Origin of the sequence: Spiroplasma endosymbiont of Crioceris asparagi, from assembly GCF_964020035.1 — a bacterium.
Classification (GTDB): Bacteria; Bacillota_I; Bacilli_A; order Mycoplasmatales; family Mycoplasmataceae; genus TIUS-1.
Genome location: NZ_OZ026475.1, coordinates 120,158 through 137,919, shown reverse-complemented (window position 1 = coordinate 137,919; position 17,762 = coordinate 120,158). Strand labels below are relative to the sequence as shown.

Below are 17,762 nucleotides of genomic sequence, written 5' to 3'. Positions count from 1 at the left end.
CACTAATCATCAATTTCTTTTCACATTACATGAATTTCATCTTTATCTCATTTAATTGATACTTCTTTATCAAAATCATGAAAAGCAGTTGATTGAACTAAAAATTTTCTAAATTTTGTTTTTAATAAATATTCATAAAATACACCTTTAAAAACTACGTCTTCAACAGTTGCATTAAAAAAGCCTTGATTTTTAGGAAGTATTTGAATATCTTCTGGTCTTAAAACAATATCAATATTTGTTTCATTTTTTCCAAAACCTTTATCATTACATGCAAATTCAACATCATCAAATTTTACTTTTTCATCATCAATAAAAATTCCATTTTCAATAACGTTTGATTTCCCAATAAAACTTGCTACTCATTTGTTTTCTGGTTCATTATAAATTTCTTGTGGTGTTCCGATTTGTTGAACAACACCTTGATTCAAAATAATAACTCTATCACTTAGTGTTAAAGCTTCTTCTTGATCATGGGTAACAAGAATAAATGTTATCCCAATTTCTTCTTGAAGTTGTTTTAATTCATCTTGCATTTTTTTTCTAATTTGAACATCCAATGCTGAAAGTGGTTCATCCAACAATAAAATTCTGGGTTTTAAAACTAGTGCTCTTGCAACTGCAACCCTTTGTTTTTGTCCACCACTTAAATCATTAATATTTTTTTCTTCTAGTCCGATTAAATCGAACTTTTTAATGTATTCGCCCACAAGCTTTCTAACTATGTGTTCTTTTGTTTTTTTAACTCTTAAGCCAAAAGCAATATTTTCAAAAACATTATAATGTGGAAATAATGCATAACTTTGAAAAATTGTATTAATTTGTCTTTTGTTAGTTGGTATTCTTGACAAGTCTTTTCCTTCAAATAAAAGATCTCCGCTATTTTGTTTTTCACGTCCAGCAATAATATTTAGTGTTGTAGATTTACCACAACCAGATGGTCCAAGAATTGTAACAAATTCTCCTTCATGAACATTAAAACTGACTCCTTTTAAAATAACTTTACCTTCATATTGCTTTGTCAAATTACGAATTTCCAATATTGGTTTTTTTGTCATTTCTTTAATTCTCCTATTTAATTTAAAATTGCTAATTATTTTAAATTAACGGGAAAGTGTTTGGGTCTCAAGAACTTTTTCAAATCATTCAACACGGGTTATAACAACCATGAATCATTCATAAATTAAATATTGTTTTATATTTATACAATTTATTAATTTTTTCATAGTAACCCCCTGTTTTTAAAGATAAATTTATTATAAACACTTTTGCTATTTTTTAAAGTTTTTTTAATATTTAAAGATAAAAAAATCGGCTTGCACCGATTAAGAAAATTTATTTTTTTTCATTTTGTGGTTCAGCAAAATCACTTAATACTGTATTTGAAGAAACAGTAGTTGATTCTAATTGTGCTGCATATTTTTCTAGTGGTTCAATAATCCCATTTTCATTATTTGAAAGAGCTCTAAATTTAGCAACTTCTTTAACTTCATCAATTGCGTTACCCATTGCATATGAATGACCTACTCATTTTAATGCTTTGATATCATTTGCGCCATCTCCGAAATATGCAATATCTTTAGCTTCTATTCCTAATTCTTTTGCAACAAATTTAACACCTGTTAATTTGTTAATATTTTTTTTGCTAACTTCAATTGATTTATCTGAAGCATATGAAGAACCACATCATTCAAATTCTTTTTTAGTTAAGAATTTTTTCATTTTGTTTAATTTTTCATTATTTCCCTTAATTAAAAATTTAGAAATTGATTCATCAAGCAACTTCTCACCTTTATATTTAATTGGTTGTAATCCACTTGTTCTTTTAACAAACATTGAAAGTAGTGAAAATCTTTTGTTTGTGTAGTATTTTGTATCTTTTTCACCATACCCTAAAACTGTTAAACCTAAGTCATTAGCTTTTTTAAATATCATTTGTGCATCTTCTTCAATAATTGGGTGTGACTCCACTTGATTTAAAATGTCGTTTGTAAATTTATAAATTTTTGATCCGTTTAAACAAATAACGTAGTCATCAAACTTGAAACCGTCAATAAATTTTGCTAATGGTTTTGTTCTGCTAATTGATCTTCCAGTTGCTATACAAACTTTTATTCCGTATCTTCTTCCCTTTCTAATTGCTTCTAATGTTTCTTTTGTGACTTCTCCACTTTTATTTAAAAGTGTTCCATCTAAATCTAAAAATAATAATTTAATCATTGTGTTCTCCTATTTTATTAACTCTTCAAGTCCTTCTTTATTTAAAAATCCCGTATGTTTTTTGTAAACTTCACCATTTACAAAAACTATCGTAGTAGGAATAGACATAATTGAATACTTGTCAGAAATTTCTCTTGCGACATCGACATTAACTTTAATAAAATTTATTTCAGGAAATTCTTCTGAAACCTTTTCGAAAAAAGGTGCCATCATTTTACATGGTCCACATCAATCTGCATAAAAATCAACTACAACTTTGTCAAGATTTAATATTTGATTAAATTCTTGCATGTTTTCAACAATTTTTGCCATTTTTGTCTCCTATTAATAATATTTTATCATATTTAATTTAATATATTTTCTTCAATAAATTTGGCAATTCCGTTTTCTTTGTTTGTTGTAGTAATAAATTTTGCAAATACTTTTAAATTATCATTTGCATTTGCCATTGCTACTGGGTTATCAATAACCTTAAACATTGTTACATCGTTCATCCCGTCTCCAAAACACCAAGATTCTACTTCAAAACCTGCTTTTTCATATTCACCAATAACTTCTAGAGCTGCTGCTCCTTTTGTAGAATTACAATGTGACATTTCAAAAACTCTATTTGTATATTGGTGAACTTTATAACCATTATGATTACTAAATAATTCATACATATATTTTGCATCTTCTTCATTTGCATTTTCATTTAAAATTATCATCAAAATATTTATATCTTCATGAATTTCTTGTGCATCAGAAATTATTTTATATTTTTTATTCATTACTTTTGTTCAAAATTCAGTGTCGTCTGATTTGCCATACGAAAAGGTTGTTTTATCACCAATAAAATGAATTTTTACTTCACCAACTCTCCCATAAGTACTTTTAAAGATTTTTTTAATAGTTTCCCTATCTATAACATTGTTTTTATAAAACTCTTTTTTGCTAAAATCTAAAATTTGTGCGCCATTGTGACCGATAATAAACTTAATTTCTTCATGGTTATTTAAAGTTTTAATTAAACTTACTGTGTTGGTAATATTTCTCCCTGTAATTGGTATAAATACATCACCTTGTGCAAATAATTTTTTAATTACATCTTTTGTTTCAGGAGAGAATTCAAATTTTTCATTTAAAGCAGTACCATCAAGATCAGAAAAAACTAAATTTATTTTTTTATTTTTATTCATAAGCCACCTTTATTTTATATATTATACAACAAAAAAGCTTCTCTAATGAGAAGCTTTAATATCATATTTGGTCCGGAATAAGGGACTTGAACCCCCACGTGTTACCACGCCAGATCCTAAGTCTGGTGCGTCTGCCATTCCGCCAATTCCGGTTGATAATTTTATTAAAACATAAAAGAAAAAAATAAAAAACAATTTGGCTAATTGTTTTAAATAGTTTTCTAATTTTCCTAATGGTGCTGATGATAGGAATCGAACCTACAACCTACTGATTACAAGTCAGTTGCTCTACCGTTGAGCCACATCAGCATAAAAAATGGTGGAGTACGACGGGCTCGAACCGCCGACCACCTGCTTGTAAGGCAGGAGCTCTCCCAACTGAGCTAGTACTCCAGAAATAATATGGTAGCCTGTACGGGGTTCGAACCCGTGAATGCACGGATGAAAACCGTGTGTGTTGACCACTTCACCAACAGGCCATAAAAATGGCGGCTTTTACAGGACTTGAACCTGTGACAAACCGGTTAACAGCCGGTTGCTCTACCAACTGAGCTAAAAAGCCATAAGTAAAACTTACTTATTGATAATAACATATTTTATTTTTTAATATCAATAGTTTTTTTACACAAGTAAATTTTTTATCCAATCATTAAATCTTCTTCAAGGTTTCTGTGATTTTGTTTATTTGAAGGTTTAACAAATGCTAATAAAGTATTTGAAATCCCTAATTGTCCGATGAACATTGTTAAAATTAATGTTATTTTTGAAAGTGTTCCAAGAGATGTAATTGTTTCATTATCATATGGAGAGAACCCAACGGTACCAAAGGCACTACCAACTATTAATAATAAATTTACAAATATTCCCGAATCTGATCCATTAAGCACATTTTTATGTTGATTTTTTAAAACATCATAACTATCAATATAAATTATGAAAAGCACTACCATTACAAGGAAAATTGACATAAAGAAAACTGCGTTTGCTTTTTTAACTGTTTCATTAGGAATTTTTTTACCAAATGCATCAACCGTTTGTTTATTACGTACAGCACTTCAAATAGATAGTAATAAAACTGCCAATGTTGTTGTACGAATCCCCCCAGCCGTTGATGATGGCGCCGCACCAATAAACATTAAGTTTATTAAAACAAGTTTAGAACCGGATGAAAAATCATTAACATCAATAGTTGAAAATCCTGAGTTTCTGGCAGCCGATGAATTGATTACAATATCCATAAAAGATTTATATCAAACCTTATTGGTTCCATCGGGGTTGTAAAGAATTTTGGATTCGTGTGATAAAGTTAGTTCACACCCAAACACTAGAATCGGTCCTAAAATAAATAATGTTGTATAAACAATAAAGTTTAATTTAGTAAATAATGAAAAGTGGGCAGCAGAGCCAGTTGCTCTTGCTCTTCATTTTTTCTTAATATCGTGATATGTTGGATATCCTAATCCACCAATAACTCATTGAAATAAAAATATTACTTGAATAAAATAACCATAATTATTTTCATTATAAATTTTTAATGATGAATTAGAAAATATATCGATTCCTGCATTATTTGTTGCACTGATTGAGTGGAAAATTCCATATCAAAAAGATCTTATAAAGTTGTGATTTGGATTTCAATCATTACTATTTTCTACAGGAATAAAGTAAAAACCAAAAAATAACAAAAGCGCTCCGATAAGTTCAACAAATACTAAAAAAATAAATGCATCCTTAATCATCTCGGTAGTGTTTGCAAGCGCAATACCACCCCTTTCGGTTTGGGCAACTATTTGATCATTAATAGACACTTTTTTATTTAATAAAATCATAAATGTAATTTTAAATGTTAGAACCCCGATTCCACCCAATTGAATTAAAATTAAAATAATCAAATGACCTCAAAATGTATACGACGCAGGAATTAAAGAAGTTGTAATTCCAGTATCAGAAAGCGCACTCGCTGCATTAAAAATTCCTGACATTAAATTTCAAGATAATTTTTTATTTCCCCTTGTAGTGTCAACTATTCCAGGAATCATTAACAAGAAGCCAGCAAAAACAACCGCAATAAAATAAAGAATAATAATTTTACCCATAACTCTTGAAAATGGCACAGCTTGTTTTAAGCGACTAAAAAACGTTTTTTGTATTCTATATTTTTTAGACTTCTTTACATTCTCTTTTAATTTTCGCTTTTTATACAACTTCTTTTCGCTTTTTAAATCTTTAGTCTCTTCACGAATTGTTGAGTTTTCACTAAAATCTTTTTTACTATAAGAATTTGTTTTATCAAAATCTTTATCAATCATTTATTATTTCCCCAGAATTTTTCAATATTAATATATGTTATTACAAATTTAATATTTGTATTTTTACTATTTTAAATATTATACTATTTTATTAATAATTGTTATAATTAAAGTCAATGGAGGCATATGTATGGCTAGAAAAAAAACCTTTGCCGTTATTGGGGCAAGTCCACTTGGATTGTCTGTCGCTAGAGAATTAGATAAGAAAAAGCAAATTGTTAAATTGTTTGATATTTCTGAAGAAAAATTAAATGCTCATATTGATGACTTTGAATCAGTTGAAGGAATTGTTGCTGATTGTACTTTAAAAAAAGTTTTAGAAAAAAATGGAATTGACCAATTTGACAGTGTCATTGTATGTATTAGTAAAAATATTGAAGCAAACATAATGGTTACTTTAAATATTATTGACTTAAATGTTTCTAACTTTATTGTTCAAGGAATTGAAAACAAACATGAAAGAATTCTGATTGCCTTAGGATTAACAGAAGAACAAATCATTGTACCAAACAAAATTTCAGGAAAATTAGTTGCAACAAAAGTGTTATTTGATATTGATATTGATGTTCAACCAATTGATAATGAATTTGTATTTACTAAAGTTGAAGTTAAAGAAGAATCACACTTTGATAGATCAATAGCAGAAAATAATTTAGTAACAAATAAAGACTTTACAATTGTGCAAATTCGAAGAGAAGGAAAAATTTTAATTCCTGATGAATATACAATAATTAAAGAAAGAGATCTTTTATATATTTTCGCTAGAAACAACATTGTTAATGATTTAGTTTTAAAAATAAGTGGTATTAATGAATAATAAAAAAAATACGCAGTGCGTATTTTTTTTATTATTTGTTATTAATTTTATTTAACAATTTCTTTGATTTTAATATCAATGATTTTTTGAGCAATTGATGGTGACACATTACCTTGCGTTTCTTTCATTAATGATCCCATTATTGTTTTCAAAACACGCTCTGGTCTATTATTGAATTCATTTTTAATTAACTCAGTATTTTTTAAAATTATTGGCTCTAAAATATTAATAATACTTTTTTCATCACTTATCAGTTTCAAATTATTTTTATCAATAATGTTTTCTACTGTATCTTTTTTTTCACTTAAAATTTGTAAAATCACTTTAACATGTTTAGAAGAAATTTTTTCTTCATTTAAAAGATTTAAAATTTTAGAAATGTTTTCAACATTAAAATTTGATTCCTTAAAACTAATCCCTTTTAAATTTAAAATTGATTGAATATCAGATGATAATAAATTAAATACTTTTTTTGGTTCAGTTTTAGTGTTTTGAACCAATGATTCAAAAATATTATTAAAATCATAATCTGCCAAAATATAATCAATCTCTTTTTTATTTAAACCAAATTTATTTAAATATTTATTTCTTTTGACCGAAGGTAATTCAGGCGAATTTTTAATAACATTATTTACTCAATTTTTATCAAGTTGAATTGGAAATATATTTGGTTCAGCAAAATATTTGTAATCAAGTGCATCACCCTTACTTCTCATTAAAATTGTCTCTTGAGTTTTTTCATCAAATCTTCTTGTTTCTTGAGAAATAATTTCATTATTTAAAATCATTTCAGTCTGTCTTTTAATTTCAAAATCAATAGCTTTTTTAACATTATTAAATGAATTTAAATTTTTGATTTCCACTTTTGATCCAAACTTATCAACACCATATGGTCTTAAAGAAATATTTATATCACAACGCAATGAACCTTCATTCATTTTTACATCACTAATTCCAAGATATAAAAGGGTTTCTCTTAATTTTTCAAGATAAGCAACAGCTTCATCTGCCCCTCTTAAAACTGGTCTTGTAACAATTTCAACTAATCCGACACCACTTCTATTGTAATCTAAGTATGTTTTATCATCTTTGTGAATTTGTTTAGCTGTGTCTTCTTCAATGTGCAATCTTTCAATATCAATTTTTTTGTTTTTACCATTTACTTCAATTTCTAAATAGCCATTTTTACCAATAGGAAAAAAGTTTTGTGTTATTTGAAAGCCTTTCGCTAAATCAGGATAAAAGTAATTTTTACGATCAAATCTAAGCAGTGTATCAATTTCCATGTTTAATCCATTACATGCCAATAATGCTAATTCAACACCTTTTTTATTAACACTCGGTAAAGCTCCTGGTAATCCAAATACTCTTTCATCAACACTTGTGTTCGGAGCAACATTAAATTCTGCGGCAGACTTTGAAAACATTTTAGATTTTGTCTTTAATTCAACATGATTTTCAATACCAATAATTATTTCTAAATTATTCATAAAATCCTTTCAAAATATTTTCTAGATATTGAGAAAATATTAATAATTCTGAATCTTCTCTGATGTTGGCATTTATATTGATTCCTATTGGTAAATTATTTTTTTTATAAAATGGCAATGTGATTGAAGGCATACCATTAAAATTTGCCAACACTAAAATTGTATCTAGCGCGTTTTGTTTTTCATCAACAACAGTAACAATATCTTTATTTAGAACATCGCTTATAAGAGGGGCAATATCAACTGCTGGGGGTAAAATTAAAAAATCGTTTTTTGCATAAATCTTTTGAATTTTGTCGTTTAAAATTCTTCTAATTTTTTTAGCTTTTAAAAATAATTTTTCTTGATTTTCTTTTTTTAAATTATAACTACCAATTACAAATCTTCTTTTAACAACTCTTCCAAACCCCATTCCTCTAGACTTTGACATAATTTCACGATAATCTTTGCCATTTATTCTTGCGCCAAAATTAATACCATCTAAATTGGCATGTGTTGAAGATGCTTCACAATAAGAAATAATCATATACAACTCTTGTATTAGAAATAATAACTCTGTATCAAAACTAATAAAATTAATTTTATGTCCTACTTCTTTTAATTTTTCATTCAATAAGTTATATTTTTCTTTAACATCATTAGGCATTCAATCATATACTTCTTTAATATATGCAATGCTTGCTTTTTTGGTAAAATCTAAATTTTCAAATTTTAATTCATTTGAAATTGAAGTGAAATCATTTAAATCTTGTTTAAAAATTAATTTAGAAACATATGAAACATCTTCAACATTATTTGCAAATAAACCAACTGTATCTAAACTTGGGGCATATGGAATTACACCATATCTTGAAATTGAACCATATGTTGGTTTGAATCCAACAATCCCTGCATAAGAAGCTGGCTTTCTAATTGAATCTCCGGTATCTGTGCCTGTAGCAAATGGCACAATTCCAGAACTAACAGCAAATGCACTTCCAGATGAACTTCCACCAATTATTCTTTTTTTATCATAGAAATTGTGAACAATTCCATTAGCTGCAAATAATCCAGTTCCGCCCATTCCAAGTTCATCCAATGTTGCTTTTCCAACTAAAACTGCACCATTATCAATTAATTCTTTGTGAACTGTTGCATCAAAAGGCGGAATATAATTTTTTAAAATATTTGTTCCTGCTGTAGTTAAAATTCCCTTAGTTGAAATATTGTCTTTTTCAAAAAATGGAACCCCCGTTAATGGTCCATCAATCATTTTAAAATTAGAGTCTTTATTTAATGACACAAAAAAATTAGAATCTTTTAGTTTTTGAGATTCTACAATTTTATCAGTTAAAATTTTTTTATTATTTGTTTTCAAATAATCTTTAATAGTTTTGTTCATTTAAATTACCTTTTTAACAATTATATAATCTGCATTCTTTTCTGGCGCTAAATTTAAAATTGTTTCTTTTTCAATTGCTTCTATTTGATCATCTTCTCTCAAAAAAGTGTTATTTATTTCAAAAGGAAAATCTAAAGGTTCAACATCTGCAACTTGATAATTAATTATTTTTTCAAATCTTTTTTCAACATTTTCATCTGTTAATAAAATATCCTTTATTTCATCTTCACTTAAATCTATCAAAAGATCTTCAGCTAATTCCTTAATTTGTTCTTTAGTCATTGTTTTCCTCTTTTATTAGTTTTTCTAATTCAGTTTCACTTAATATTTTAACATTTAATTTTTTAGCTTTTTCCAGTTTACTTCCAGCTTCTTCACCAGCTAAAACATAATCAGTATTTTTAGATACGGATTCAGAAATATTTGCCCCATATTTCGCCAATAAATCTTTAAAATGATTTCTTGGTTTTGAAAGTGTTCCTGTAATCACAAAGTTTTTTGAAGTAATATTATTATTTTCAATAACATCAGTTCCACTAAAGTTCATATTAATATTTAAACTTTTTAAATCATTTATTAAATTTATATTTTGGTCAATTTCAAATCAATCTTTTATAGATTTTGCAACAATTGGTCCGACATCCCTAATCTTTGATAAATCTTCAAAATTTGCATTTATGATGTTGTCAATATTTTTAAAATTTTTAGCAATAATATAGGCTGTTTTTTTACCAATGTGACGAATTCCTAATCCAAAAATTAATTTTTCAAATAAATTAGTTTTTGATCTTTCGACTGATTTCAAAAGATTATTAACTGATTTTTCGCCAAACTTATCAAGCATTATTAATTCATTTTTAAAATTAGTTAATTTATAAATATCTGATATTTTAACAATGTATTTATTTGCAAATAATTTTTCGATAATCTTAATGCTTAAACCTTCAATGTTCATAGCATCTCTACTTGCAAAGTGTTCTAGTGATCTAATTATTTTTCGTGGACATTCAATATTTACACAATATTGATCAACTTCACCCTCAAATCTTTCCAACTTATTTTGACACGATGGACATAAATTTGATTCTGTTCATATTGGAAGTGATTCGTAGTTTGTATCTTTAATTGAGTCGAGCACTTCGGGAATAATATCTCCCGCTTTTTTAATTTTAACAGTGGAACCAATTCTAATATCTTTATCTCTTATAAAATATGAATTATGTAAGGTTGCCGCTTTTACATTTGAACCAGCCAATTTAACCGGTTTAAGTTTTGCGTTATAAGTTATTCTCCCAGTTCTTCCAACTGTTGGAAAAATATCCAATAGTTTAGTTTCTTTTATTTCTGCTGGAAATTTATAAGCTATTGCTCATTTGGGAAATTTAGAAGTATTCCCTAAAATGTCATAATATTCAAATTCATTTACTTTTATAACAATTCCATCAATTTCATATTCTAATGAGTCTCTAATCTCATTTAAATAACCAATTTGTTCTTTAACATTATTAATATTTTGACAGTGCTTAGATAAAGGGTTTATTTGAAAGCCTAAATCATTTAAAAACTTTAAAGATTCTTCATGTGTTTCTATATGTTCTTTGTTCATTAAAAAATATGTTCAGATATCTAAATTTCTTTTTTTAACAATTTCAGAATCTAATTGACGCAATGTACCAGAAGCCGCATTTCTTGGATTTGCAAATAACATTTCGCCATTTTCAAATTTTTTTGCATTAATTTTATCAAACTCTTTTTTTGATAAATAAACTTCTCCCCTAACTTCAAAATATTTATCATTATTATTAATTGTTTTGGGAATGCTCTTAATTGTGAAAATATTGTTTGTAACATCTTCACCAACTATACCATCACCCCTTGTAACACCTTTAACTAATTTGCCATTTTCATAAATTAGTGAAATTGATAAACCATCAATTTTGGGCTCGACAAAATAACTATAAGGTTTTTCTTCTAGCTCTTTTTTTATTTTTGTATCAAATGCTTCTAAATCATCAAAATTAAAAGCATTTGCTAAACTTAACATTTGATATTTATGTTTATGTTTTGTAAAAATATTTTCAACTGAACCTCCAACTTTTTGGGTTGGTGAATCAGGCGTTTTAAATTGAGGGTACTGAGTTTCAAGATCGATTAATTCTTTCATTGTTGAATCAAACTCTAAATCATCAACACTTGGTTGATTTAAAACATAATAATCATTATTTCACTTATTAAGCTTTTCTTTTAATTGATTTATTTTGCGTTCAATTTTTTCAGTCATAAACTCTATCCTCAATTTTTTCTTTTGTTGATTTTATATAAATCAATTCTATTTCATCACTTACGGGAAATTTTTTTAACATTACTTTTTCAATATATTTTAGTAAATATAATAAAAATGCAAAAATTAAATAAAATAGCGACGTTTTATAAATTATGTCTTCATAAAACAAATTATTATTTTTAAAACTTTTAAATATTATAATAAATGAAAAAGAATTGTAAAATGTCATAAATTGAATTAATAATAAATCTATTGCAAAAGTTAGATAATTGTTTTTAATAGATTTCCTTTTAATAAATCAACAGATTGCTAAAATAATTTCTAATCCCGATATAGCCAAAGTTAAATTGGTTTTTAATGTTAGATCTTCTTTAATAAAAAAGAGCATATGATAAGATAAAAAATTTTCTAAAAATTTAATGTTATTAAAATCATTGTCTCTTTTAATAAAATAAATTCCCCCCATTACTATTAAAATAAATGGAGCTATTAAAATGAAAAAAGAAATGTTTCTATTAACATAAACTTCAAATAAATTTATTTTATGATAGTTTGTATTAATTCAAACAATAAATATAAAAGTAATTACAATTAAAATTGTGACTGCTATTACTTGAAAATATAGCTCTTGTTTAAAACAATAAAACAATGCTGAAGAAAAAATAAATAAAGCCATTTTTGTAAAATCTTTAACAAAAATATTAAAGTAACGAATCTGTATAATAAATAGCATTGTGTAAAATAAAAACAGAAATTGAAATGTTATATTTCAATTAAATACTATATAAGCTGGTAAAACCATTCCAATCAATAATGGCATAGACTTCATACGATAATTTTCGTTTACATACGCTATAAATAATGTTACTAAAAAAACCAAATAATATTTCATTAAATTATTGTTTACAAATTGTGGGTGTTTTATGTCTAAAACAAAAACGAAAAATAACATTGCAACAACCCAAAATACTACTAGGGATAAAAGATTAAATCATTTATATGAATTTATTTTTAATAAAGGATAAACAATAGCAAAAATCGAAAATAATATACATGCATTAAAAATTAAGGAAAACCCCTCTAAATAGTTAATTAAGTTAAAACTTTCATTATTAATAGGCACAATTCTTTCAAAATAAAATGGTAGCATCAAAAATATATATCATATTGGAAAATTTTTGACATTATGTTTAGTTTTGGCAAGAATAAAAAAATTAATTATTTTGTCATCTTTCTTTCTGAAAGCATTAATAATATTGTGAAATTCTTTATTAACATTATTAGAAAGTTTTATTTCTTTTGTTAAGTAAAAAAATAGTATTGTAAGTAAAAATAATATTGCTAATGTAAATGTTTCCCAAGATATTTTAATGGATTGAAATCAAAACTTAATAAATACTAAAACAGTTAATAAGTAAGCAATATTTAATATTAAAAAATAATATATCAAAATAAAATAAGGGATGTTTTTTAATAACAATATTGGCATAAAGAACATGAAAATTAATGAAAAATATAAAAATGCCCCAATTGCTAAGTTGGCAAAATTATTTTTTATATTTATCTTAAACATGTTTGTTATAGCTGAACCAAAAGCATAAAATGATGCACAAGATAACAACCCAAATATTAAACCTAAACTAAATAATGGCATCATATTTACCTCCTATTTTATTATCAATTATTCTTCTGGCTGAATTTTATAAATTAGTTCGACATTTTTGTCTTCATCTAAATTTAATCCATCAATAGCAAGTGTGTTACCACCAACAGTTGCATTAGAAGTCATTATATTTACTTTTTTAGTGTCTTTTAAAACTTCTTCTAAATTTTTATCATTTTTAATATAAATTTCTGTTTCGTCAAACTTGCTAGTTAAAGAATTAATTTTTTCTACTAGTTTATTATCAACAACTTTTGAAACAATTGGTATTTTACCAATAACAGAAAGAAATAATTTTGGCAACAGCAATACTGTGACAATTAAAATAACTCCAATAGATGTCAATCCACAAAATACCATTAATTCAAATAATTCCCTTGCGCTTTTAAATGAATCAACGTCATAATGATTTTTCATTACTGTAAAGTTAATAAATATAGATAGTGAAATTGGAATTAATAAAATTAAAAGATTTCGAAAAACAAATTTTGTAGAAGAGTCATATGTTAAATATTTATAACAATAAATTCATAAATATAAACGTTTTATATATAAAGCAATGCACTTTGTAACATACATCAAGACAATCGCCTTAATCATAAAATCATTTTTATTTACATCTAATCTATTTAATGCTTGTTTTGAAGTAAATCCAATAATTAATACAATTACTATATAAGCCGCACCTAAATAATTTTGAAATCTAGAAATTTCAGAATTACGTCCTTTAGCATAAATTAAAATACTTTGTGTTTCGCATAAAATTATTAATGAGGTAGAAAGAGCAACAAGAGTAGAAAACATTGGTTTTTTGAAAATGTACGTAATTAATTCTTTTTCTCCAAATGGTATTTTTGTTGGATCAGTATTATTAAATAAATCTTCAAACTGTTTTCAATAAATCGCAGACACAAAGTAAGGTGACAAAATTGACATATTAATGAATGTAAATGCAGCAATCATATATGTATACATTTCATATCGAGAGTAACTTTCTCAATACACCCTTCCCTTTTGAGCAATGATGTGTGTGAAATATTCTCTAAATGACGTAATAAAATTTAACATAATTAGTTGAATGTTAAACGCAATAACCATATATAGTGAAAAAGCTGATGAAATGTTAAGTCCAAATAAAACGAAAACAACAATTACATCAGTTGATATTAATAAATAAGTCCCATATGATGATTTATTAATTTGAGCAGTCATTGTGCTTAGTCTTAAATTAACAACATTTTTTTTGTACTTCAATCATATGTATCTTTTTTTAACAAAAAAATATAATAAAACGCATTTAATTGGACCAGTTAATAAAATAAAATTAAATACAATTAAGGGAGAAATTTTTTCTAAAGAAATTAACAATATAATAATTGAATAAATAGTAATCTCAGAAAAAATTATTATTGATCTTCTAATTGAATTTTTTTCATCAGCTGCCAAAATATTTTCTTCTGCAGCAAAAAATCAAGTGTTAATAAAATTTTTAAAAAGAAATATTAAGGCAAGTGCTGCCATTCCAAAATAAGATATTGATCCATTATCCTTTATTTCAATACCTTTACCAAAAGATTTTGATTCAAATATTGAGTCAAGACCATTTGCATTCATAAATAATGGAATAATAATAGAAATAATAATTCCCACAGCTAGTTGTATTATTGCAGACTTACGATAATTTCGTTTAGATGAAGAATAGATTTCATTACAAGTTATTCAATCATGATTTTTTATAGGTTTAACCAACAAAATAATTGTCGCTATTCCCAATGCACTTTCGGCTGTAATGATAAATGTTGAAAAAGCCATAAGCATTCTTATGAAACCATTAAATTTAGTGCCATAATTATTCATAATAAAGTAAATTAATAAAAGTTGCACTGTGGCTGTAAATATAGAAAATAGAACAGATAAAATTAAATTATATAAACCTTGTGCTTTAGATAAATTCATCATTGACTCCATTTTATTTATTTTATCATTTTTAGCTAATTAAAAATGTCTATCGCTTTCAAAACTTTGTTTATTTAAGTATTCAAATTTTTCCATGTTATTAAATTCAAGTTTTTTAGATATTAAATCAATTTTTTTATCGAATGTTTTTTTTGCTCCATATCGGAAATCACCAACAATCGGACTTTTATAATAAGCAAGAACTGCTCTAATTTGGTGTTTTCTTCCGGTGTGTAATTTTATTTCAATTACTTCTTTCGAGATTTGCTTAACTTCCATTGAGCATTTTTTATAATCTTTTTTTTCTTCTAAAGAAAAAAGTGATTGTTTTTTGTCTTCATCATATTTTAAATATCCCTTTACAACTAATGGACCTTGGTAAACACCTTCAATTTTTGCAATATAAGTCTTTTGAATTTGATTTTTATTTTTGATAGCTTGTAAAAAATAAGCTTGTGCTTCTTTATTTTTAGCATAAATAACTAGACCTGAGGTTAACTTATCAATTCTATTTATATGACTAATTACAAAACTATTTTCATTTTCAATTTTATAATCATTTTTAGATATTAAATAAGATTTAATTATTTGATCAAGTGAAATATTATACTGAGAATGCATTTCTACATTTGCATCTTTATCAGCAATTAAAATATTTTTATCTTCATAAATAACTTTTAATGTTGAAAAATCTACTGTTTCAACCTTATCTCTTAATTCTTTTTTTGCTGATGTGTCATAAATAATAATTTCATCATTTTCTTTTATTATGTAATTATTATTTTTAATTCTTTTATTATTAACCTTAATATTACCAATTCTAAATCACTTATAAATAATTGATAATTTAGTATCTTTTTGGGTTTTTTTAACAAACTTAAAAAGTGTTTGACCTTCATCATTTTTGTTAGCAATGTATTTAACCACTATTTTGTACCCCCGGGATTTGTTATTTCAATAATTAAAACAACCATGTTATATATTGAGTGAATTGGTCATGAATATGCGATATTTCCCCCACTTAGAGAAAAGAACGCTGTTAAAACAATTGCGGGTGCAAGATAACTTAAAATATTTTCAAAATCTCCAGATTGCATAATGTGAATTGCCGCAAAAAATAATGCACTAAAAATAAAACCTCATGTTTGATTAGAAACAAACATATTAATTAAATGTCTACATATTATTTCTTCAAATAATGGAGCAACCAAAACAGTAAAAAGAAATAGTGAAATAATTAATAATGTTTTTGAAGGTGAAGCTGCAGATTTTAATCCACGTGTTAATGATTCTTGGTTAACTGATTGACTACTATGAATAAGATTAACAATAAATGTAGAAAATAATGTTAGCAAAACACCAAAGAATGTAGTGATTAAAATAAGTTTTCAACTTTTTTTAAATGTTTCAATAAAAATTTCTCTTATTGATTTTATTTGTTTAAAAGCAACAAGAATGAAAATAAATTCATAAATTGCTTGACCAAGGATTTGGGCAGAATTTTTATAGTTTGAAGTAGTAATGCTATCATTTGATTTTTCAGCTGCAAACATCATTAAACAAATCGATAAAACAATTGGCATAATTGAATAAAACAAAAACATAAAAAATCCTTCTTTATAAAAAATTTCTTTTTGTCTAATGTAAAAAATATATATTCCTATTAGTGGTGAAAATAATTGAATCATTATGTTAATGGAACTAATATTTTTTTGATCTGTTGAAAAAGCTTTAAAATTATTAAACACAGCAAATAATAAAAAGCAACTTATCATTGGAATTACTAAAACAAAAAGTATAAATAAAAGTCCATCTCTTCGAAAGTCGGTTAAGTTAAAAGTATTATTATATTTTTCGTTACTTTTTTTAATAGCTAATTTAAATTTATTCATGACTTAATTATATATTTAAGTGAAAATAAAAAAAGAATCTTGCGACTCTTTTTTAAAATATAAATTATTTTGAAATTATTTTAGCAATTAAATCGCCTTTTTTAACATTTCCTGTTCCTTTGATAATTTCCATTTTTTTACCATCCATTGATTCTGTGGTAAAAACAATTGGTGTTTGAATTGATAAATCTTTTGATTTAATTTTTTCTAAATCAACTTTAACTAAATGTTCACCTTTTTTAACTTTTTGACCTTGACTAACTTTAACATCAAATCCGTCTCCGTTTAATGAAACTGTATCCATTCCAATATGTAATAAAATTTCTGCACCTAAAGATGTTCTTAATCCAAATGCATGTCCTGAAGGGAAAACGGTAACTAATTCACCATCTGCTGGTGAAATGAAATCACCATTTGCTGGAATAACAGCTAATCCGTCTCCTAACATTTTTTCTGCGAACACTTCATCATTAACTTTTGAAAGTTCAATTAATTCACCATCTACTGGTGCAAATATTTCAACCATTTTTGGTTTTTTTGAAAATAAACCCATTTTATATCTCCTCTAATTT

General features: G+C 25.8%; 15 protein-coding genes and 5 tRNA genes. 1 reads left to right on the top strand and 19 read right to left on the bottom strand.

Going from position 1 to position 17,762, the window contains the following annotated elements; all coding sequences use genetic code 4:
• Positions 1–2: 2 nt before the first annotated feature.
• The 10 genes from potA to AACL01_RS00590 form a co-directional block, all read right to left on the bottom strand.
• Complete coding sequence (gene potA, locus AACL01_RS00635) at positions 3–1,058, bottom strand: spermidine/putrescine ABC transporter ATP-binding protein (RefSeq protein ID WP_339022948.1); 1,056 nt, start codon at positions 1,056–1,058, stop codon at positions 3–5.
• A 277-nt stretch (positions 1,059–1,335) separates the two neighbouring features.
• On the bottom strand, positions 1,336–2,220 hold the full coding sequence (locus AACL01_RS00630) for an HAD family hydrolase (RefSeq protein WP_339022946.1): 885 nt from the start codon (positions 2,218–2,220) through the stop codon (positions 1,336–1,338).
• Between the two features lie 9 nt (positions 2,221–2,229).
• Positions 2,230–2,532 (bottom strand): thioredoxin, encoded by a 303-nt coding sequence (trxA, locus tag AACL01_RS00625; protein ID WP_339022945.1) that lies wholly within the window; start codon positions 2,530–2,532, stop codon positions 2,230–2,232.
• Positions 2,533–2,564: 32 nt separating this feature from the next.
• Entirely contained in the window at positions 2,565–3,398 is an 834-nt protein-coding gene (locus tag AACL01_RS00620; RefSeq protein WP_339022943.1) for an HAD-IIB family hydrolase, read from the bottom strand.
• A 68-nt stretch (positions 3,399–3,466) separates the two neighbouring features.
• A tRNA-Leu gene (locus AACL01_RS00615) sits at positions 3,467–3,550 on the bottom strand.
• An 82-nt stretch (positions 3,551–3,632) separates the two neighbouring features.
• Positions 3,633–3,707, bottom strand: a tRNA-Thr gene (locus AACL01_RS00610).
• A gap of 8 nt (positions 3,708–3,715) precedes the next feature.
• A tRNA-Val gene (locus tag AACL01_RS00605) sits at positions 3,716–3,791 on the bottom strand.
• A 10-nt stretch (positions 3,792–3,801) separates the two neighbouring features.
• Positions 3,802–3,877 (bottom strand) — tRNA-Glu (locus tag AACL01_RS00600).
• A 7-nt stretch (positions 3,878–3,884) separates the two neighbouring features.
• Positions 3,885–3,960 (bottom strand) — tRNA-Asn (locus AACL01_RS00595).
• A 76-nt stretch (positions 3,961–4,036) separates the two neighbouring features.
• On the bottom strand, positions 4,037–5,707 hold the full coding sequence (locus tag AACL01_RS00590) for a potassium transporter TrkG (protein WP_339022942.1): 1,671 nt from the start codon (positions 5,705–5,707) through the stop codon (positions 4,037–4,039).
• Positions 5,708–5,837: 130 nt separating this feature from the next.
• On the opposite strand from AACL01_RS00590, the gene AACL01_RS00585 reads away from it, so the two are divergent.
• The gene (locus AACL01_RS00585; RefSeq protein WP_339022941.1) at positions 5,838–6,524 is read left to right on the top strand and encodes a TrkA family potassium uptake protein; all 687 of its coding nucleotides are present in this window, start codon (positions 5,838–5,840) and stop codon (positions 6,522–6,524) included.
• 47 nt (positions 6,525–6,571) lie between these two features.
• Here AACL01_RS00585 and gatB read toward each other — a convergent pair whose 3' ends face one another.
• The 9 genes from gatB to AACL01_RS00540 all read right to left on the bottom strand — a co-directional run bounded on the left by gatB (position 6,572) and on the right by AACL01_RS00540 (position 17,743).
• A complete protein-coding gene (gene gatB / locus AACL01_RS00580; protein WP_339022938.1) occupies positions 6,572–8,014 on the bottom strand; it encodes an Asp-tRNA(Asn)/Glu-tRNA(Gln) amidotransferase subunit GatB in 1,443 nt (480 codons plus the stop codon).
• A complete protein-coding gene (locus tag AACL01_RS00575) occupies positions 8,007–9,395 on the bottom strand; it encodes an amidase family protein (protein ID WP_339022937.1) in 1,389 nt (462 codons plus the stop codon). The genes gatB and AACL01_RS00575 overlap by 8 nt, the downstream gene beginning before the upstream one ends.
• Positions 9,396–9,677 (bottom strand): Asp-tRNA(Asn)/Glu-tRNA(Gln) amidotransferase subunit GatC, encoded by a 282-nt coding sequence (locus tag AACL01_RS00570; RefSeq protein ID WP_339022936.1) that lies wholly within the window; start codon positions 9,675–9,677, stop codon positions 9,396–9,398. It lies immediately after the preceding gene.
• Positions 9,670–11,676, bottom strand: coding sequence for an NAD-dependent DNA ligase LigA (gene ligA, locus AACL01_RS00565; protein ID WP_339022935.1), 2,007 nt, complete (start codon positions 11,674–11,676; stop codon positions 9,670–9,672). The genes AACL01_RS00570 and ligA overlap by 8 nt, the downstream gene beginning before the upstream one ends.
• Complete coding sequence (locus tag AACL01_RS00560) at positions 11,627–13,336, bottom strand: hypothetical protein (RefSeq protein ID WP_339022933.1); 1,710 nt, start codon at positions 13,334–13,336, stop codon at positions 11,627–11,629. The genes ligA and AACL01_RS00560 overlap by 50 nt, the downstream gene beginning before the upstream one ends.
• A gap of 24 nt (positions 13,337–13,360) precedes the next feature.
• Entirely contained in the window at positions 13,361–15,301 is a 1,941-nt protein-coding gene (locus AACL01_RS00555) for a hypothetical protein (RefSeq protein WP_339022931.1), read from the bottom strand.
• A 36-nt stretch (positions 15,302–15,337) separates the two neighbouring features.
• Positions 15,338–16,225 carry an RluA family pseudouridine synthase gene (locus AACL01_RS00550; RefSeq protein ID WP_339022929.1) on the bottom strand — a complete coding sequence of 296 codons (888 nt, stop codon included), beginning with the start codon at positions 16,223–16,225 and terminating at the stop codon, positions 15,338–15,340.
• Positions 16,225–17,190 (bottom strand): CPBP family intramembrane glutamic endopeptidase, encoded by a 966-nt coding sequence (locus AACL01_RS00545; protein WP_339022927.1) that lies wholly within the window; start codon positions 17,188–17,190, stop codon positions 16,225–16,227. Before AACL01_RS00545 ends, AACL01_RS00550 begins: the two co-directional genes overlap by 1 nt.
• Before the next feature lie 64 nt (positions 17,191–17,254).
• Positions 17,255–17,743 carry a PTS glucose transporter subunit IIA gene (locus AACL01_RS00540; protein WP_339022926.1) on the bottom strand — a complete coding sequence of 163 codons (489 nt, stop codon included), beginning with the start codon at positions 17,741–17,743 and terminating at the stop codon, positions 17,255–17,257.
• Positions 17,744–17,762 lie beyond the last annotated feature (19 nt).